The 18,630-nt window shown below is 64.4% G+C and carries 16 protein-coding genes; 6 read left to right on the top strand and 10 right to left on the bottom strand.

The window, feature by feature from the left end; all coding sequences use genetic code 11:
- Window positions 1–23 precede the first annotated feature (23 nt).
- Window positions 24–1,079 (top strand): HAD family hydrolase, encoded by a 1,056-nt coding sequence (locus AC0J42_RS29310; RefSeq protein ID WP_416427387.1) that lies wholly within the window; start codon window positions 24–26, stop codon window positions 1,077–1,079.
- A gap of 106 nt (window positions 1,080–1,185) precedes the next feature.
- Here the strand turns inward: AC0J42_RS29310 and ilvD are convergent, their stop codons facing one another.
- On the bottom strand, window positions 1,186–3,027 hold the full coding sequence (gene ilvD / locus AC0J42_RS29305) for a dihydroxy-acid dehydratase (RefSeq protein WP_473004796.1): 1,842 nt from the start codon (window positions 3,025–3,027) through the stop codon (window positions 1,186–1,188).
- Between the two features lie 462 nt (window positions 3,028–3,489).
- Here ilvD and mgtE point away from each other — a divergent pair, with 462 nt between their 5' ends.
- The gene (mgtE, locus tag AC0J42_RS29300) at window positions 3,490–4,536 is read left to right on the top strand and encodes a magnesium transporter (protein WP_473004794.1); all 1,047 of its coding nucleotides are present in this window, start codon (window positions 3,490–3,492) and stop codon (window positions 4,534–4,536) included.
- Between the two features lie 35 nt (window positions 4,537–4,571).
- Here the strand turns inward: mgtE and AC0J42_RS29295 are convergent, their stop codons facing one another.
- The 3 genes from AC0J42_RS29295 to AC0J42_RS29285 all read right to left on the bottom strand — a co-directional run bounded on the left by AC0J42_RS29295 (window position 4,572) and on the right by AC0J42_RS29285 (window position 8,763).
- Window positions 4,572–5,852: a hypothetical protein gene (locus AC0J42_RS29295; RefSeq protein WP_473004793.1), complete on the bottom strand. Its 1,281-nt coding sequence runs from the start codon at window positions 5,850–5,852 to the stop codon at window positions 4,572–4,574.
- Window positions 5,853–6,201: 349 nt separating this feature from the next.
- Window positions 6,202–7,374 (bottom strand): MFS transporter, encoded by a 1,173-nt coding sequence (locus tag AC0J42_RS29290; RefSeq protein WP_473004791.1) that lies wholly within the window; start codon window positions 7,372–7,374, stop codon window positions 6,202–6,204.
- 192 nt (window positions 7,375–7,566) lie between these two features.
- Window positions 7,567–8,763, bottom strand: coding sequence for a class I SAM-dependent rRNA methyltransferase (locus AC0J42_RS29285; RefSeq protein WP_008364826.1), 1,197 nt, complete (start codon window positions 8,761–8,763; stop codon window positions 7,567–7,569).
- A 344-nt stretch (window positions 8,764–9,107) separates the two neighbouring features.
- On the opposite strand from AC0J42_RS29285, the gene AC0J42_RS29280 reads away from it, so the two are divergent.
- From AC0J42_RS29280 to AC0J42_RS29270, 3 genes are all read left to right on the top strand, one after another.
- On the top strand, window positions 9,108–9,920 hold the full coding sequence (locus AC0J42_RS29280) for an HDOD domain-containing protein (RefSeq protein WP_416427493.1): 813 nt from the start codon (window positions 9,108–9,110) through the stop codon (window positions 9,918–9,920).
- A 30-nt stretch (window positions 9,921–9,950) separates the two neighbouring features.
- A complete protein-coding gene (gene mutM / locus AC0J42_RS29275; RefSeq protein ID WP_416427382.1) occupies window positions 9,951–10,763 on the top strand; it encodes a bifunctional DNA-formamidopyrimidine glycosylase/DNA-(apurinic or apyrimidinic site) lyase in 813 nt (270 codons plus the stop codon).
- A gap of 87 nt (window positions 10,764–10,850) precedes the next feature.
- On the top strand, window positions 10,851–11,195 hold the full coding sequence (locus tag AC0J42_RS29270; protein WP_416427380.1) for a multidrug transporter: 345 nt from the start codon (window positions 10,851–10,853) through the stop codon (window positions 11,193–11,195).
- Between the two features lie 12 nt (window positions 11,196–11,207).
- On the opposite strand, the gene ggt is transcribed toward AC0J42_RS29270, so the two are convergent.
- The 6 genes from ggt to AC0J42_RS29240 all read right to left on the bottom strand — a co-directional run bounded on the left by ggt (window position 11,208) and on the right by AC0J42_RS29240 (window position 17,734).
- The gene (ggt, locus tag AC0J42_RS29265; RefSeq protein ID WP_473004788.1) at window positions 11,208–12,893 is read right to left on the bottom strand and encodes a gamma-glutamyltransferase; all 1,686 of its coding nucleotides are present in this window, start codon (window positions 12,891–12,893) and stop codon (window positions 11,208–11,210) included.
- Window positions 12,894–12,919: 26 nt separating this feature from the next.
- Window positions 12,920–13,171, bottom strand: a complete 252-nt coding sequence (locus AC0J42_RS29260; protein ID WP_003195146.1) for a YfhL family 4Fe-4S dicluster ferredoxin — start codon at window positions 13,169–13,171, stop codon at window positions 12,920–12,922.
- 105 nt (window positions 13,172–13,276) lie between these two features.
- Window positions 13,277–13,756 (bottom strand): pantetheine-phosphate adenylyltransferase, encoded by a 480-nt coding sequence (gene coaD, locus AC0J42_RS29255; protein WP_416427378.1) that lies wholly within the window; start codon window positions 13,754–13,756, stop codon window positions 13,277–13,279.
- Window positions 13,757–14,151: 395 nt separating this feature from the next.
- On the bottom strand, window positions 14,152–15,753 hold the full coding sequence (locus AC0J42_RS29250; protein WP_473004785.1) for a GMC family oxidoreductase: 1,602 nt from the start codon (window positions 15,751–15,753) through the stop codon (window positions 14,152–14,154).
- A 24-nt stretch (window positions 15,754–15,777) separates the two neighbouring features.
- Window positions 15,778–16,296 (bottom strand): twin-arginine translocation pathway signal protein, encoded by a 519-nt coding sequence (locus AC0J42_RS29245; RefSeq protein WP_473004784.1) that lies wholly within the window; start codon window positions 16,294–16,296, stop codon window positions 15,778–15,780.
- Between the two features lie 10 nt (window positions 16,297–16,306).
- Window positions 16,307–17,734: a coniferyl aldehyde dehydrogenase gene (locus AC0J42_RS29240; protein WP_473004783.1), complete on the bottom strand. Its 1,428-nt coding sequence runs from the start codon at window positions 17,732–17,734 to the stop codon at window positions 16,307–16,309.
- 196 nt (window positions 17,735–17,930) lie between these two features.
- Between AC0J42_RS29240 and AC0J42_RS29235 the strand changes: the two genes are divergently transcribed.
- Window positions 17,931–18,602: a TetR/AcrR family transcriptional regulator gene (locus tag AC0J42_RS29235; RefSeq protein ID WP_473004782.1), complete on the top strand. Its 672-nt coding sequence runs from the start codon at window positions 17,931–17,933 to the stop codon at window positions 18,600–18,602.
- Window positions 18,603–18,630 lie beyond the last annotated feature (28 nt).

The raw sequence follows: 18,630 nt of genomic DNA, 5'->3' as shown, positions 1-18,630 counted from the left end.
CATCACTCTGGGGAGCACCACCGATGAAGCCACTGCGTAACCTGATTGCCGTCACCCTGGGCCTGGCGTTGGCCAGCCCGGTCTTCGCCACCGAACTCAAGCACTGGCCTGAGGCCCAGGCCAAACAGCTCGACGCGATGATCGCGGCCAATGCCCACAAGGGCAACTACGCGGTGTTCGACATGGACAACACCAGCTACCGCTACGACCTGGAAGAGTCGCTGCTGCCGTACCTGGAAAACAAGGGTGTGCTGACCCGCGAGAAACTCGACCCGTCGCTGAAGCTGATCCCGTTCAAGGACACTGCCGGCCACAAGGAAAGCCTGTTCAGCTACTACTACCGCCTGTGCGAAGTGGATGACATGGTCTGCTACCCGTGGGTGGCGCAGGTGTTCTCTGGCTTCACCCTGACCCAGCTCAAGGGCTACGTGGACGAGATGATGGCTTCGGGCAAGCCGGTGCCAGCCACCTATTTCGAGGGCGATGTGGTGAAGACCATGAACGTCGAGCCGCCCAAGGTGTTCACTGGCCAGGCCGAGCTGTACAACAAGCTGATGGAGAACGGCATCGAGGTGTACGTGGTGACGGCGGCCTCGGAGGAGCTGGTGCGCATGGTGGCGGCCGACCCCAAGTATGGCTACAACGTGAAGCCGCAGAACGTGATTGGCGTGAGCACCTTGCTCAAGGACCCCAAGACCGGCGAGCTGACTACCGCGCGCAAGCAGATCGAAGCCGGCAAGTATGACCCCAAGGCCAACATGGGCATGGAGCTGACCCCGTACCTGTGGACCCCGGCCACCTGGATGGCAGGCAAGCAGGCGGCGATCCTGACCTATATCGATCAGTGGAAGAAACCGGTGCTGGTAGGCGGTGACACGCCGTCGAGCGACGGCTACATGCTGTTCCACAGCGTGGACGTGGCCAAGGGCGGGGTGCACCTGTGGGTGAACCGCAAGGCCAAGTACATGGACCAGCTGAACGGCATGATCAGCAAGAACGCGGCGGCGCAGGCCAAGGAAGGGTTGCCGGTGACGGCGGACAAGAATTGGGTGATCGTGAAACCCGAGGAAATCCAGTGAAGTTCACATAATTCCGGGGTGATCGCTGATGTGGGAGCTGGCTTGCCAGCGAGTTTTGGGGAGGCCCGAAAATCTCGCTGGCAAGCCAGCTCCCACCGGTCGTCTATTACAGCCCGTCCAGCATCGCCTTGTTACGCACCGCGCCCTTGTCGGCGCTGGTCGCCAGCAGGGCGTAGGCCTTCAGCGCGGTGGTCACCTTGCGTGGGCGGACTTCGGCGGGCTTCCAGCCTTTCTTGTCCTGTTCCACGCGGCGTGCCGCCAGTTCTTCATCGCTGACCAGCAGGTTGATCGAACGGTTCGGAATGTCGATCAGCACCTTGTCGCCGTCCTGCACCAGGCCGATGGCGCCGCCCGCCGCTGCTTCCGGCGAAGCGTGGCCGATGGACAGGCCCGAGGTACCACCCGAGAAGCGACCGTCGGTCAGCAGGGCGCAGGCCTTGCCCAGGCCCTTGGACTTCAGGTACGAGGTGGGGTACAGCATTTCCTGCATGCCCGGGCCGCCTTTCGGGCCTTCGTAGCGGATGATGACGATGTCGCCTTCCTTCACTTCGTCGGCGAGGATGCCGCGCACGGCGCTGTCCTGGCTTTCGAAGATCTTGGCGTTGCCTTCGAACACATGGATGGACTCATCCACGCCGGCGGTCTTCACCACGCAGCCGTCCAGGGCGATGTTGCCGTACAGCACGGCCAGGCCGCCCTCTTTCGAATAGGCGTGCTCGAAGCTGCGGATGCAGCCGTTCTCGCGGTCGTCGTCCAGGGTTTCCCAGCGGGTCGACTGGCTGAAGGCGGTCTGGGTCGGGATGCCGGCCGGGCCTGCCTTGAAGAAGTGGTGCACCGCTTCGTCGTTGGTCTGGGTGATGTCCCACTTGGCGATGGCTTCTTCCATGCTGCGGCTGTGCACGGTCGGCAGGTCGGTGTGCAGCAGGCCGCCACGGGCCAGCGAACCGAGGATGCTGAAGATGCCGCCGGCGCGGTGCACGTCTTCCATGTGGTACTTCTGGATGTTCGGCGCCACTTTGCACAGCTGCGGCACCACGCGGGACAGACGGTCGATATCGCGCAGGTCAAACGCCAGCTCGGCTTCCTGGGCGGCGGCCAGCAGGTGCAGGATGGTGTTGGTCGAACCGCCCATGGCGATGTCCAGCATCATGGCGTTCTCGAACGCCTTGAAGTTGGCGATGTTGCGCGGCAGCACCGACTCGTCGTTCTCGCCGTAGTAGCGCTGGCACAGCTCGACGATGGTGCGGCCAGCCTGCAGGAACAACTGCTCGCGGTCGCTGTGGGTGGCCAGGGTCGAACCGTTGCCCGGCAGGGCCAGGCCCAGGGCTTCGGTCAGGCAGTTCATGGAGTTGGCGGTGAACATGCCCGAGCACGAACCGCAGGTAGGGCAGGCGCTACGCTCGTACTCGGCGACTTTCTCGTCAGAAGCGCTGGAGTCGGCGGCGATGACCATGGCGTCCACCAGGTCCAGGCCGTGGCTGGCGAGCTTGGTCTTGCCGGCTTCCATCGGGCCGCCGGAGACGAAGATCACCGGGATGTTCAGGCGCAGGGCGGCCATCAGCATGCCGGGGGTGATCTTGTCGCAGTTGGAGATGCAGACGATGGCGTCGGCGCAGTGGGCGTTGACCATGTATTCCACGGAGTCGGCGATGATCTCGCGGCTCGGCAGCGAATACAGCATGCCGTCATGGCCCATGGCGATGCCGTCGTCGACGGCGATGGTGTTGAATTCCTTGGCCACGCCACCGGCGCGTTCGATCTCGCGGGCTACCAGCTGGCCCAGGTCCTTCAGGTGCACGTGGCCCGGGACGAACTGGGTGAACGAGTTGGCGATGGCGATGATCGGCTTCTTGAAGTCGGCGTCCTTCATCCCCGTGGCGCGCCACAGGGCGCGGGCGCCGGCCATGTTGCGGCCGTGGGTGGACGTTTTCGAGCGATAGTCAGGCATGGAGCACTCCGGGCGGCTAATCAGGTATCAGTAAGGGAGTGAGCTTCTCTTGTCCTTTGCAGCGGCGACAGGTAGCTGCCACTGCGGATGAGGTCGGTGACGCTGCAGGATCGCTGCGCGCTCGACCGGAGCTCATAAACCCGCCGGGGGATGATTGGCGATGAATAGCTCGATTCTACACCGCTGGCGGCCGGATGGAATGCCAGGAACGACCACGTGCGTCTGGCCGGCGATTTGTAGGACGTTTCTGATTTTGCCGGAAGGGGTATTTAAGCCTTGCCTACATGGTTACTATCCCCGCGCCGCATGTGCGGCTGACGAGAAATCACCCCCATGGACCACCCCAGTTTAAGTTCCTTCGAGAACCACATTCTGGCCCCGACCGCAGCGGCGGCGGGCCTGCCTGTGAGCTGACGCGTCCGCTCGCCAGGCAGCCCTGCGCCGCTGACTGGAGAGCAACACATGACTACCCTGAACTACGAAATCGATTCGCAACGCAGCCGTGCCCAACTGGAGCGCGAAGACCTGCGCAAGCTGGCCACCTACCCGGAAGACAGTGCCGGTGCGCTGATGACCAGCGGCTATTCCACCGTGGGCGTGCACCTCAGTGCCGCCGAGGCCATCGACAGCCTGCGCCGCGAGGCGGCCGACGCCGACACCATCTACCAGACCTACGTACTCGACGAGCAGCGCTGCCTGCTGGGTACCCTGTCCCTGCGCGAATTGATCCTGGCTGCGCCGCAGGTGCGGGTGGGTGACCTGATGATCACCCCGGTGATCAGCGCCCGGGTCGATGCCGACCAGGAAGAGGTGGCGCGGCTGATCCGCCATCACGACCTGCTGGCCCTGCCCATCGTCAACGGCGACGGCGCGCTGGTGGGCATCGTCAGCTGTGACGACGCCATCGACGTGGTGGTGGAAGAGGCCACCGAGGACTTCCACAAGGGCGCGCTGATCGGCAAGCACCTGGGCAACATCGCCACCGCCTCGGTGGGCGTGCTGTACCGCAAGCGTGTGCTGTGGCTGGTGCTGCTGGTGTTCGGCAACCTGTTCTCCGGCGCCGGCATCGCCGCGTTCGAAGACGTCATCGCTGCCAACATCGTGCTGGTGTTCTTCCTGCCCCTGCTGGTGGACAGCGGCGGCAACGCCGGCGCGCAATCGGCCACCTTGATGGTGCGCGCCCTGGCGACAGGCGACGTGGTCATGCGCGACTGGCTGCGCCTGCTGTGGCGCGAATGTTCCGTGGCGCTGTTCCTGGGCGTCACCATGGCCGTGGCCGTGGCCCTGCTGGGCGCCATCCGCGGCGGCTGGGACATTTCATTGATCGTTGCCAGCAGCATGCTGGTCATCGTGCTGATCGGCAGCCTCATCGGTATGAGCCTGCCGTTCATGTTCAGCCGCCTGCGCATGGACCCGGCAGTGGCCAGCGGCCCGCTGATCACCTCTATCGCCGATGCGGCGGGGGTGTTGGTGTACTTCGGGATTGCTTCGATGGTGCTGGATCTCTGAAACCCACCCCGCGTAGCCGCTGCCGCAGGCTGCGGCTACGCCTTGGCTTTCAGCCGGCTCGAGGAATGCTGAATCAGCCAGATCCGCAGGCCAAGCCCCAGTGACACGCATAGCAGGGCGATGCTTTGGATATTCATGTACCACGCCACATCCATAACTTGCGGTGTTATGAGATAGACCACGGGGATCAGTGTCGAGAAGATCATGACATTGACCGCTATCTGAGGGGTCAAAGTGTCCCCTGCACCGCGCAGGTGCCCCATTGCAAGCGAGAGCAATCCGTTGCTGAAAAGGAACAGCAGAAGGGTAATGAATAGTGTGCCTGAGGGGACCAGCACTGATCCTCCCACAAACTCCAGCAGCCATTCACCCAGCAGTACGCCCACACTGGCAAAGATCAGTGTGATCAGGCAGAGCCACGACAACCCCATCCAGTATGAATGGTGCCTATCAAGGAGCGTCTTGCTGATGTACAGGCTGTGTACCTGGCCCAATGCGACGTAAGGCAGCAAGAGCAAGCCGGACAGGGTCATGAACACTGACAACTGGGATACCAGGTTGGTGTCCAGCACCGCCATGCGCTCATTGAGCAGATAGAAATAGAGCTTTTGTCCAGCCAGGCCAATCGCGACCGGCAACCCGAGCTTGAACAGGATGGCAGTGGTCCTGGCGTTGTACCGGGGCGCTATGGAGAGCCCGCGTGCGCTGGAAAAAATAATTAGCGTCAGAAACGTGATCAGTTCGATGACCACGAAATAGCTCATGCCGATCGCAAGTAGGTGCTCCTCGCCATAAATCCAGGCGGGAATAAGGAATGCGATGCCGGCGCACGTCGCGAAGGTTTTCGTTTTTGCACATGCGGCAGCATTGCCCGCGCCCTCATGAAATAAATGCAGAAACGTATTGGTGACCGCCATCGGGATACAGGCGGTATAGATGAGCGCCAGGTATGTGATGGTATAGGGGCAGAGCGTCTGCGCTCCGGGAAACCAGGAGATCATGCTGGCCAACGCTATTGACAGCAGGGTCGCTGTCGCTGCGATGGTGCATGAAAGGAACAGCCCGGCGCTGAATGTTGCCTGTGATGAATGCTTGTCTTGAGAGGGTGCCGCGATTACGTTCCCTGCGGCGGAGAGACACATGGAAGTAATGGCCGAAATGATGGAGAACAGTGCCAGCGTATAAGCAAAAATTGCCAGCCCATCGCTGTCGTTGCGGGCCAGGATTGAAAATACCAGACTTACACCAATGATCGGCACTGTGCGGCTGACGAGGATGGGGGCATAGTTTTTTTTGAGGTGTTCGTTGTAGCTCATTGGTTCAAGACCAGATTGAGATCATACGGTCTCCGAATTCGTGCTCGTACAATTTTTGCATCTGCGCAAGAGCGATCGCCAGGTGTTGTAACAGTGCAGATAGTAGGAGGATTTATGGAGGTGTCAATACGCGGAAAGTCTCTGCTGCAATTTTTAGTTGCTTGGGAAAAGTCCTACATATTTTTATTTTGAAGTTTGGCGAGATAGAGATTTTTGGTTTTGATTTCACGCTCCTGTTGTCTCGTTTTGATGTTTGATTGCCTCCACTTTGTTTTTGGAAAGTGGCCTGGCCCAGCCACTTTAATGCCTCGGTCCAGCGCGAGGTTTTAGGGCCGGTAGCATGCTCAATTCAAGTGGATGCTGGCTTGAACAGCCTATGGGTCCCTACGAGCCCTGCCACGCAAAGCCCTAAAAACACTACTCCCAGGATGAATTCAAAATCGGCCGCCACCAGGCTGATCGCCGCGCTGCCTAAACCCCCTGCCACCAACACCAGCGTGTTCAACACCGACGCCGACGCCCCCGCGCTGGCCGGCACCAGCTCCATGGCGCGGGAGGTGGCGGCCGGGCGGGCGATGGTGGTGCCGGCGGTGCAGATCATCATCGGCAACAGCACGGTCGCCACGCTGCGTTCGGTGGCCAGGCCCAGCACCAGCATGGCCAGGCCTGCAGCGCCGATCAGCAACAACCCGGTGAACAGCTGGTGGCGGTGGCTGACGCTGCGGCTCATGCGGCTGGCCAACAGGCCGCCCAGCACATAGGCCGCGCCGTAGCCGAGCAGGGTCAGGCCGAATTCGAGCTGTGACAGTTGGAAGTAGTCGAGGAAGATCAACGGCGAGATGGCAATGAAGGCGAAGTGGCAGGTAAAGGCAATCGCCGCAATCAATGAGAAGCCCATGAAAGCCGGGTTGAGGAACAATTCGCTGTAGGTTGCCAGCAGGGTTTGGCTTTTTCGAACGGCGCCACGGGCGGGCGGCAGGATGCGCATGGCCTGTATCAGCACGCCCAGGGCGATCAGCGTGAACACATGGAAGCTGGCCTGCCAGCCGAACAGATGCTGCAGCAACGCCCCCGCCAAGGGCGAAAGTGAAATCAGCACGCCGCTGGCGCTGGTGACCAGGATGCGTGCGCGTTCCCGCTCGCGGCCTTCGAACAGATCCTGCACCAGTGCATTAAGCAGTACGAAGCAGCCGCAGCCGATGGCTTGCACCGCGCGGAATGCTATGAAGCTGGCGAAGGTGTCGGCGTTCGCGCAGCCAATCGCGCCGATGATGGAAATCCCCAACCCCAGGATCAGCAGCCCCTTGCGGCCAACCCGGTCAGACAGTGGGCCGAGGAATAACTGCGACACGGCAACCCCGATGGCGAACACGCTGATGGACAGGGCGATGTCGTGGATGGGGGTGGCGAAATGAGCAGACAGCGCGGGGAAGGAGGGCAGGACGACGTCGAGGGGGAAGACGGCGAGCAGAACCATGGCCAGCAGCAGTGCCATGACGGAGTGTTTGTGCGGAGCAGACATGAGCCAAGCCTTTTTGACAACGAAGGCTACTCGCATCCAAATCGTGGTCAATAGCGGCTAGATCACGAAATTTCCCAAGTTTTTGTAGGAATAATCGTAGCCGCTACCGCAGGCTGCGCTAGCCCTGTGCCTCGCTAGACATCTCCAGTGAATGCGAGGGCCAGCGCAGCCTGCGGCAGCGGCTACGCGGCATCAGCTATTGGGCAGCAACCGGCAGGTAATGCTCTTGATGTAGCGGGTTTCCGGAATGGCCGGGTGTACCGGGTGGTCCGGGCCCTGGCCGCCGCGCTCCAGCAGCTGGATGTTGCGGTCCAGGTGGCGGGCGCTGGTGAGCAGGATGTTCTGCAGGTCGTCTTCAGGCAGGTGCATGGAGCACGAGGCGCTGACCAGGATGCCGTCCTTGCTGAGCAGGCGCATGGCCTGTTCGTTCAGGCGGCGGTAGGCGCCTTCGCCGTTTTTCAGGTCTTTCTTGCGCTTGATGAAGGCGGGCGGGTCGGCGACGATCACGTCGAAGCGCTCTTCGGAGGCCTTCAGTTGCTTCAGGGCTTCGAACACGTCGCCTTCGACGCAGGTGACCTTCTCGGCGAAGCCGTTGAGGGCGGCGTTGCGCTCAACACCGTCCAGGGCGAAGCCCGAGGCGTCGACGCAGAACACTTCGCTGGCGCCGAAGGCGCCGGCCTGCACGCCCCAGCCACCGATGTAGCTGAACAGGTCGAGCACGCGCTTGCCCTTGACGTACGGGGCCAGGCGGGCGCGGTTCATGCGGTGGTCGTAGAACCAGCCGGTCTTCTGGCCTTCCATGACCGGGGCCTGGAATTTCACGCCGTTTTCTTCCAGGTCGACCCACTCCGGCACCACGCCGAAGGCGGTTTCCACGTAGCGTTCCAGGCCTTCGGCGTCACGGGCAGCCGAGTCGTTCTTGAACAGGATGCCGCTGGGCTTGATGACCTGGATCAGCGCGGCCATGACGTCGGCCTTGTGCTGTTCCATGGTGGCCGAGGCCAGCTGTACCACCAGAATGTCGCCGAAACGGTCGACAACCAGGCCCGGCAGCAGGTCGGAATCGCCGTACACCAGGCGGTAGAACGGCTTGTCGAACAGGCGCTCGCGCAGCGACAGGCAGACGTTCAGGCGGTGCACCAGCAGCGACTTGTCCAGCGGCAGCTTGGCGTCGCGCGACAGCAGGCGGGCGCAGATCAGGTTGTTGGGGCTCATGGCGACGATGCCCAGCGGCTTGCCACCGGCGGCTTCGAGCACGGCCTGGTCGCCGGCCTTGAAACCATGCAGGGGCGTGGCGGCTACGTCGATCTCGTTGCTGTAGACCCACAGGTGACCGGCGCGCAGGCGGCGGTCGGCATTGGCTTTGAGGCGAAGGCTGGGCAGGGACATGAAGTCGCTCCGGGGAAAAAAGAGCGGGAGTATAGCGTGAACGCAAATGGCAGGCTTGCCGGCTTGACGAATAGCTTCTGCGTCGCTCTGTGGGAGCTGGCTTGCCAGCGAGCTGTTGAGGTCCGAAAAGCTCGCTGGCAAGCCAGCTCCCACAAGGACAGTGATTTTCACGGGGTATCGGTTTTGATACGTGAAAGGTAGTGGCCACTTGTCATGAATCATATCGCTAGCGGTTGTGCCGTCGCCCCTCGCAGGGGTTAAAATCGCGCCTCAGTCCAGAGTGTGTACTTATGTCCCAAGAGCTTTCAGAAGAACAGATCCAGCAGGCCTTGCAGGGGATCAGCGTGCCGCCTCAACCGCAGATCATGGTAGACCTGCAGATGGAGCAGTACATGCCCGACCCGGACCTGGAAGTGATCGCTCGTCTGATAGCGCAGGACCCGGGCCTGTCGGGGGCGCTGCTGAAAATCGTCAACTCGCCGTACTACGGCCTGTCGAACAAGATCGCCTCCATCCAGCGCGCGGTGAACCTGCTGGGCAGCCGCTCCATCATCAACCTGATCAACGCCCAGTCGATCAAGGGCGAGATGAGCGACGAAACCATCGTCACCCTCAACCGTTTCTGGGACACCGCCCAGGACGTGGCCATGACCTGCCTGACGCTGGCCAAGCGCATCGGCTCCCAGGCGGTGGACGAGGCCTATGCCCTGGGCCTGTTCCACGACTGCGGCATCCCGCTGATGCTCAAGCGTTTCCCCGACTACATGAGCACCCTGGAGCGCGCCTACGCCAACGCCGGCCCCGGGCTGCGCGTGGTGGACACCGAAAACCAGGCCTACAACACCAACCACTCGGTGGTGGGCTACTACACCGCCAAGTCCTGGCGCCTGCCCGAGCACCTGGGCAATGCCATCGCCAACCATCACAATGCCCTGGCGATCTTCAGCGATGACTCCAACCAGAACAGCCAGTTGAAAAACCTGCTGGCGATCCTGAAGATGGCCGAACACATCTGCTCGTCGCACCGGGTGCTGGGCAACCAGAACGAAGACCACGAGTGGAACACCATCAGCCATCTGGTGCTCGATTACGTCGGCCTGTCGGACTACGACTTCGAGAACCTGAAGGAATCCATCCGCGAGCTGGGCGCGCGCTGACGCTTCCCGCCGCTCTGCAACGAGCCTTCCATGCCTGAATTGCCTGAAGTCGAAACGACCCGCCGGGGCATCGCGCCCCACCTTGAGGGGCAGCGCGTGAGCCGTGTGATCGTGCGCGATCGCCGCCTGCGCTGGCCGATCCCCGAAGATCTGGACACGCGGTTGTCGGGGCAGAAGATCATCGGCGTCGAGCGGCGGGCCAAATACCTGCTGATCAACGCCGAGGTCGGCACGTTGATCAGCCACCTGGGCATGTCCGGCAACCTGCGCCTGGTGGAAGTGGGGCTGCCGGCGCTCAAGCATGAGCACGTGGACATCGAGCTGGAGTCGGGCCTGGCGCTGCGCTACACCGACCCGCGGCGCTTCGGCGCCATGCTCTGGAGTCTGGACCCGCTCAACCACGAGTTGCTGGTGCGCCTGGGGCCGGAGCCGCTGACCGCGCTGTTCGACGGCGAGCGGCTGTTCCAGCTGTCGCGCGGCAAAAGCATGGCGGTGAAGCCGTTCATCATGGACAACGCCGTGGTGGTGGGGGTGGGCAACATCTACGCCACCGAAGCGCTGTTCGCCGCTGGTATCGACCCGCGCCGCGAGGCGGGTGGCATTTCCCGGGCGCGCTACCTGAAGCTGGCCATCGAGATCAAGCGCATCCTGGCCATGGCCATCGAGCGCGGCGGCACCACCTTGCGCGATTTCATCGGCGGCGACGGCCAGCCGGGCTACTTCCAGCAGGAGCTGTTCGTCTACGGGCGCGGCGGCGAGATGTGCAAGGTGTGCGGCAGCACCCTGCGCGAGGTGAAGCTGGGCCAGCGCGCCAGCGTGTACTGCCCGCGCTGCCAGAAGTAAGCGGTTACGCGCCGGGCCTGACAACCCGGCAGACGCTGATATAGTGAAGAATCAAGTAGCCGCAAACGCCCGCAAAAGGACTGTGCCATGAATTGCTTCCGTACCCTGTCCCTCGTACTGATGCTGTGCCTGGGCCTGCAGGCCTTGCCCAGCCTGGCCGACGAACTGCAGGAAAGCAGTGGCAGCGGCGACCCGGTGTACCAGGTGCAGAGCCCGCCCGCTTTTTCGATGATCGCCGACCTGGTCATTGCCCGGCCCTTGCTGATTGCGGCCACGGCCATCGGTGCGGCGGTGTTCGTGGTGTCACTGCCGTTCACCGCCCTGGGCGGCAACGTCAAGGACGCCGGCAAGGCGCTGGTGGTTGACCCCGGCAAGGCGGCGTTCGTGCGGTGCCTGGGCTGCACCGGCGACGGCTACGGCAAGCGCCAGTAACCGCCGCGCCGGTCACGGGTTGGCCGGCATCACCTCGGAAACACCCACGCCGCGCGGGTCGCTGGCGGCTTCCACCTTGCCATTATCCTTATGCCACAGCAGCACCTGCTGGTTGCCGTAGGCGCGGCCGGCCTGCTTGAGGCTGTAGCCGCGGCCCTGCAGCTCGGCCAGTTGGGCAGCGGTGAACGCACCCGGCTCGTACTCCACCACGTCCGGCAGGTACTGGTGATGGTAGCGCGGCACGGCTGGCCAGGTTGGCACCGGCTGGCCATCCAGGTACTGCAGCATCGCCAGCAGCACCATGCTCGGGATACGACTGCCGCCCGGCGTGCCAAAGGCGGCAAAATCCGTCGGGCTTTCGATGAAGCTGGGGCTCATGCTCGACAGCGGGCGCTTGCCCGGCGCCACGGCGTTGGCCTGGCTGCCGGCCAGCCCGTAGGCGTTGCTGCCGTGGGGGTCGGCGGCGAAGTCGTCCATCTCGTCGTTGAGCACCACGCCAGTGCCGGCGGCGGTGAAGGCGGCGCCGAACGGCAGGTTCACCGACAGCGTGGCGGCTACGGCGTTGCCCTGGTTGTCGAGCACGGCAAAATGGGTGGTGTGCTCGCCCTCGCGCCAGGCCGGGGCGGGCGGCAGGTCGGCGCTGGGCGTGGCTTGCTGCGGGGCGATGCTGGCGCCCAGGCTTTTCAGGTAGGCAGGGGCCAGCAGCGCCTGGGTCGGGTTGTTGACGAAATCCGGGTCGCCCAGCTGGCTGCGGTCACGGTAGGCGCGGCGCAGGGCTTCCACCACGTAATGCACGCGCTGCACTGGCTCGGCCTGGCGCCACGGCACCTGCTGCAGGATGGCCAGGGACTGGGCCAGGGCGATGCCACCGGCCGAGGGCGGTGGGGCGCTGATCAGCTCGCGCTGGTCGGCCAGGGCAAAGCGCAGCGGCGCGCGGCTGGCCACCTGGTAGTCGGCCAGGTCCTTCAGGGTCCAGATGCCGCCGCCCGCCTGCACCGCCTTGACCAGCGCCTGGGCGGTGGCGCCGGCGTAGTAGCCATCGCGGCCCTGTTCGGCGATGCGGGTGAGGGTTTGCCCCAGCTCGGGCTGGCGCAGCACTTCACCGACGGCCGGTACCTCGCCGTCGCGCAGGAACAGGCGCGCGGTTTCCGGATCGTCGCGCATGGCCGCCAGGCGCGCGGTGGCCCAGGCGCGGTACACGCGGTCCACGGCAAAGCCCTTGTTGGCCAGGCGGATGGCCGGCGCCAGGGAGTCCTTCAGCGGTAGCTTGCCGTAATGCGCGGCCAGTTCCGCCAGTGCCGCGGGCAGGCCGGGGATGCCGCTGGCCAGTGCGCCGGTGGTGGACAGCCCCGGTTGTTCCTTGCCGTCGCGCAGGTACATGTCGGCGCGGGCCGCGAGCGGTGCTTTCTCCCGGGCATCCAGGAAGCGATAGGCGGCCGGGCTGCCGGCCTGGCGCAGCAGGAAGTAGCCGCCACCGCCCAGCCCGGAGGCGTAGGGCTCCACTACCGCCAGGGCGGCACTGATGGCAATGGCGGCATCGAAGGCGTTGCCGCCCTCGGCGAGAATCTTCTGCCCGGCGGCGGTAGCCTGCGGGTGAGGGCTGGCGATGGCCGCCGCAGCCGGCAGCGGCTGGGCGTGGGCCAGGGCGGAGCAGCACAGCAGCAACGCGCCGAACAGCAGTGAGCGGGTGTTCGGCATGGGCGGCTCCTCCTTGAGCGGCAAGATCAGGCTTTGCCGGTGATCTTGCGGTATTTCTCCATCAACTGTTCTTCTGTTTCCGGGTGGGCTTCATCCAGGGGGATGCAGTCGACCGGACACACCTGCTGGCACTGCGGTTCGTCGTAGTGGCCGACGCACTGGGTGCACAGGTTCGGGTCGATCACGTAGATCTCCTCGCCTTGGGAAATCGCCGCGTTCGGGCACTCGGGTTCGCAGACGTCGCAGTTGATGCAATCGTCGGTGATGATCAGGGACATGGGTACTCCGGCCGGGGCCTTGGCCCGGGCATATGAACACTAATGTGCGCAATTGTGCCGCATAAGCGCGCGCAGTGCACGCTTATGCAAGGCGGCCGGCACTGGCTATTTCTTGAAGCGCAGGGTCAGCGCCTCGGCCACGGCCGGGTGCACGAACTTGGTGATATCGCCGCCCAATGCCGCTATTTCCCGGACCAGGGTCGAGGAAATGAACGAATAACGCTCCGACGGGGTAAGGAACAGGCTCTCGACGTCGGGCGCCAGCTGGCGGTTCATGTTGGCCAGCTGGAACTCGTACTCGAAGTCCGAGACCGCACGCAGGCCGCGCAGGAACACGTTGGCACCCTGCTCCTTGGCGAAGTGCGCCAGCAGGGTAGAGAAGCCGACCACCTCGACGTTGGGCAGATGCTTGGTGACCTCGCGCGCCAGCTCGACCCGTTGTTCCAGGGGGAACAGCGGGTTTTTCTTGGGGCTCGCGGCCACGGCTATGACCACGTGGTCGAACAGGCGCGAGGCGCGTTCGACCAGATCGCCGTGACCCTTGGTGATGGGGTCGAAGGTACCTGGGTACAACACTCGGTTCATCGCGTCGTCCTGGCGGGAATCCGTTGGGGACTGGGATGGTATCGCAGCATTCCCGGCCGGCCAAGTCGGCGTGCAGGGTATATCGGACTATAGACAGGTTTGCCGTTCGCTGATTGCTAGCTGGAAATCTGTCCTCGTTTGCTGCCGCAGGCGCTGTGGCGGCGCCCGGCCAGGGCCGGCTTCTACCGCGGTTTCTGTAGCAGCGGCCGCAGGCCGCGTCCAAAGCACTGTGCTTTTACCGGCACACCGCGGTGAATCCGGACGCAGCCTGCGGCAGCTGCTACGGGGGCGCCGCGTCTACCGCGGTTTCTGTAGCAGCGGCCGCAGGCCGCGTCCAAGGCGCCGCGCTTTTTTCGGCACACCGCGGTGAACCTGGACGCAGCCTGCGGCAGCTGCTACGGGGGCTCTGGCTTCAGGCGCTGGGCCAGCAGGGTGCTCAATTGCGCGCTGAGGCCGTACACCGACAGCTGCGGGTTGGCGCCAATGCTGGTGGGGAACAGCGAGCCGTCGTGGATCGACAGGTTCTCCAGCTGGTGGTGCCGGCCCAGGCTGTCAGTGACCGCGCGGCCCGGATCTTCGCCCATGGCGCAGCCGCCCATGACGTGGGCGCTGCCCAGGCGGGTGCGGAACAGCTCCAGGGGCAACCCGGCGATCATCTGGCGGGCCTGGTCGAGGGTTTTCGCCGGGCGGGCGTCGTTGTGCAGCGGCAGCACGCTTTGCGCGCCGGCGGCGAACTGGATCTCGGCCATGCTCAGGAAGGCCCGGCGCACGCCGTCCCAGGCGTAGTCGGAAACCCGGTAGTCGAGCACCGGCGAGCCATCGTCGCGCAGCTCCACGCTGCCGCCCTGGCTGTCGGGGTGGAAGCCGTCGCGCAGCAGCGCCAGCATCATGTGGGTGTGGGGCAGCTGCGCCATGCGCGCGGCGTTTTCCTCACCGAAGCCGCCCAGCAGGGTGCTGGCCAGGGCCGGTTGCAGGGGCGGCACTTCGAGCTTGTAGGCCATGGGCCCGGTGGTGCCGTCGAGCCACTGGAAATGGTCGGAATAGATCGACTGGGGCGCGCCGTAGAACGGGTTGATCACCTGTTCGAACAGCCCGGTGGAGAAATTCACCAGGTGCAGGAAGGTGCGCTTGCCCAGCCGGTCGTGAGGGTCGGGGGCCTTGGAGCGCAGCAGCAGGGCCGGGCTGTTGATGCCGCCGCCGGCCAGCAGGTAGTGACGGGCCTTGAGGGTGATGGTCGTGCCGGTGGGCGCCACGCAGCGCTCATCCATGGCCAGGCATTGCAGGCCGGTTACCCGCGTGCCGTCGATCAGCAGGCGCTGGGCGCGGGTCAGGTAGAGCAGCTCGGCACCCTTGTCGAGGGCGGCCGGGATGGTTGTTACCAGCATCGACTGCTTGGCGTTGGTGGGGCAACCCATGCCGCAATAGCCCAGGTTCCAGCAGCCGCGCACGTTGCGCGGGATGACTTTCCAGCTGTAGCCCAGGGCTTCGCAGCCGCGGCTGATGACCTCGTTGTTGGCGTTGGGCGGGATCAGCCAGGGCGCCACGCCCAGGCGTTGTTCCATGCGCTCGAACCAGGGCGCCATGTCATCCACGCCATGGCCCTTCACCCCGTGCTCGCTGGCCCAGTGCGCCAGGGTCTGGGGTGGCGTGCGAAAGCTCGACGTCCAGTTCACCAGGGTAGTGCCGCCCACCGCGCGGCCTTGGAGGATGGTGATGGCGCCGTCCTTGCTCATGCGGCCGATGCCTTCCTGGTAGAGGCTGGCGTAGGCCTGGGGCTCGATCATTTTGAAGTCGCTGCTGGTCTTGAGCGGGCCCTCCTCGACGATGAGCACCTTGAGCCCGGCGTCGCTGAGGATCTCGGCAGCGGTGCCGCCACCGGCACCGCTGCCGATGATGACCACGTCGGCTTCAAGCGTCAGGTCCTGCTGCAGGCGTGAGCCGTCATGGGTTTTCCAGCCGCGGGCCATGCCGTCGCGGAACAGATCGGGTACAGGCATCACAGGCTCTCTTATTGTTGTTTTTCAGACGGTGGGTGGCCCTGGGTAGCCGCAGTGGGCCCAGGCCTGCGGGCGGCCGTACCAGGCCATCAGCACCAGTTGCAGCAAGGACGCATGCCCCTGGCGCAGCAGGTTCAGGCTGCTGCCTTGCCAACGTTGCAGGAACGCCTCGATCTGCTCGGGGCTGGCCTGCTGCCAGCTGCCCCACACCCCGGTCAGCGGCCCGCGGGTAACGGGCAGGGTGAGTACGTCGAACAGTTGCTGGGTGAGCTTGAACATGGGCGCGGACAGGTGGTCGAGGCTGCTGTCCAGGCCTTGCAGCGTCTGTTCCACGGCGGCCGGCATGGCGTCGGTGCTGCCGGCCAGCATGACCGGCACCAGCGCCCGCAGGAACGCCAGGTCGCTGTCGCGCAGCACCGCGAAGCCGTTGGCCGGCGTGGCCTGGCTGCAGCCGCTGAGGCTGGCGCCCAGGCCAGCCACGGCGAGAAAAGCGCTCGCGCCCAGGCCCAGCTTGAGCACGGCGCGGCGGTCGAGGCTGTGCATGGCGGCGCCCTCAGCGAATAAACAGCTTGTACACCAGTTTCTGCAGGCCCTTGCCGTAGGGCGGGTAGATCACCCGGGCGGCGTTGAAGCGCTGCTTGACCAGCACGCCCTTGGCCTTGCTGAAGGTCAGGAAGCCCTCGTGGCCGTGATAGTGGCCCATGCCCGAGGGGCCGATGCCACCGAACGGCATGTCGTCCTGGGCCACGTGCAACAGGGTGTCGTTCAGGCAGGCGCCGCCGGAATGGGTGTGGGCCAATACGTGCTGTTGGGCGGCCTTGTCGTAGCCGAAGTAATACAGGGCCAGCGGGCGAGGGCGGGCGTTGACGTAGGCCAGGGCCTCGTCCAGCTCGCCGTAGGGCACGATGGGCAGCAGCGGGCCGAAGATTTCGTCCTGCATGACCGTCATGCCATCGTTGACGTTGAGCAGCACCTGCGGCGCCAGGCAGCGCCCCGCGTCCGGTGTTTGCGGGTACAGCTCGACCACCCGCGCGCCCTTGCGCCGGGCGTCGTCGAGGTAATGGTTGAGCCGCGCCAGCTGGCGCTCGTTGATGATGTGGGTGTAGTCCGGGTTGCCCTGCACCTGTGGATAAAAGCCCAGCACGGCCTGGCGGTAGGCGTCGACGAAAGCGTCCAGGCGCTCGGCCGGCACCAGCACGTAGTCGGGGGCAACGCAGGTCTGCCCGGCGTTCAGGGTCTTGCCGAAGGCAATACGCTCAGCGGCGTCCTTCAGGGGCACGTCGTGGCTGACGATGGCCGGCGACTTGCCGCCCAGTTCCAGGGTTACCGGGGTGAGGTTGTCGGCCGCGGCGCGCATCACCTGGCGGCCGACGCTGGTGGCGCCGGTGAACAGCAGGTGGTCGAACGGCAGCCGTGAGAAGGCGATGCCCACGTCGGCCTCGCCCAGCACCACGCACACCAGGTCGCTGGGGAACACCCGTTCCAGCAGGCGCTTGAGCAGCAGGCCGGTGGCCGGGGTGGCCTCGCTGAGCTTGAGCATCACCCGGTTGCCCGCTGACAGCGCGCCCACCAGCGGCCCCACGGCGAGGAACAGCGGGTAGTTCCACGGCACGATCACCCCGACTACGCCCAGGGGCTGGTAGGCGACCTTGGCCGACGCCGGCTGGAAAGCCACCCCGACCTTGCGCCGCGAGGCTTTCATCCAGCCCTTGAGGTGGCGGCTGGCATAGTGGATGCCTTGCAGGCTGGGCATCAGCTCGGCCAGCAGGGTCTCGTCGGCGCTGCGGTTGCCGAAGTCCTGGCGCAGAGCTTCGACCAACGCCTGCTGCTCGGCCACCAGCACCTCGCGCAGGCTCTTGAGCCATTGCCGGCGCTGGGCGGCAGGCGGCATGGGGTTGGCGGCGAAGGCCTGGCGCTGGGCCTTGAACAGGGGCTCCAGCAGGGCCAGGGCGTCTGGCGATGCTTGCAGTTGCGCGGACATGGCGTGGGCTCTCTGGTTAATTATTGTACTTTGTAGAGCTTATACTCTAACGGCGTTATTCGTGCCTGAACATTCGGCGGGGGAATGACGCGGCCTTGTGGCCGCTGCTACGGGTGGTGCCATTCGAAGGCGGCGGCGCGGCTCGCTACGTGTACACTGTGATCATTCATTCAAGACCATGGCCAGGGAATCGCACATGGCTGCCCGCCCCAAGACCCGTGACCGTATCGTCCAGCACAGCCTGGAGCTATTCAACCAGCAGGGCGAGCGCAGTGTCAGTACCAACCACATCGCCGCGCACATGGAGATATCGCCCGGCAACCTGTACTACCACTTCGCCAACAAGCAGGAAATCATCAGCGAGCTGTTCGACCAGTATCAGGCGCTGGTGGACGGTTTCCTGCGCCCGCCGGCCGGGCGCCTGCCCACGGTGGAAGACAAGCGCTACTACCTGCGTGCGGTGCTGTCGGCCATGTGGAACTACCGCTTCCTGCACCGCGACCTGGAGCACCTGCTGGACAGCGACGCCGAACTGGCCGAGCGCTACCGGCGCTTCTCCCAGCGTTGCATGGTGCAGGCGCAGCTGATCTACAAGGGCTTCGTCGAGGCCGGGATCCTGGACATGAACCCCACCCAGATCGAGGTGGTGACCCTCAATGCCTGGATCATCCTCAGTTCGTGGGGGCGTTTTCTCAGCACCACGCGGGAAAACTCCGCGCGCATGAGCGAAGAAGCGATCAAGCGTGGTGTCTATCAAGTATTGATGCTGGAGTGGGGCTACGTCACCGCCGATTACCGCGCGGCGGTCGACAGCCTGTTCCAGGAGTTCCACGTGTCGCTGAACCAGGCGCTGGAACCGTCGGACTAACCGTTAACTGTTCATATCCCAGGGAGGC

This window comes from Pseudomonas sp. Tav-5-1A, assembly GCF_055755055.1.
The sequence above is the reverse complement of the archived record's forward strand: the minus strand, read 5'-3'. Positions and strand labels throughout refer to the sequence as shown.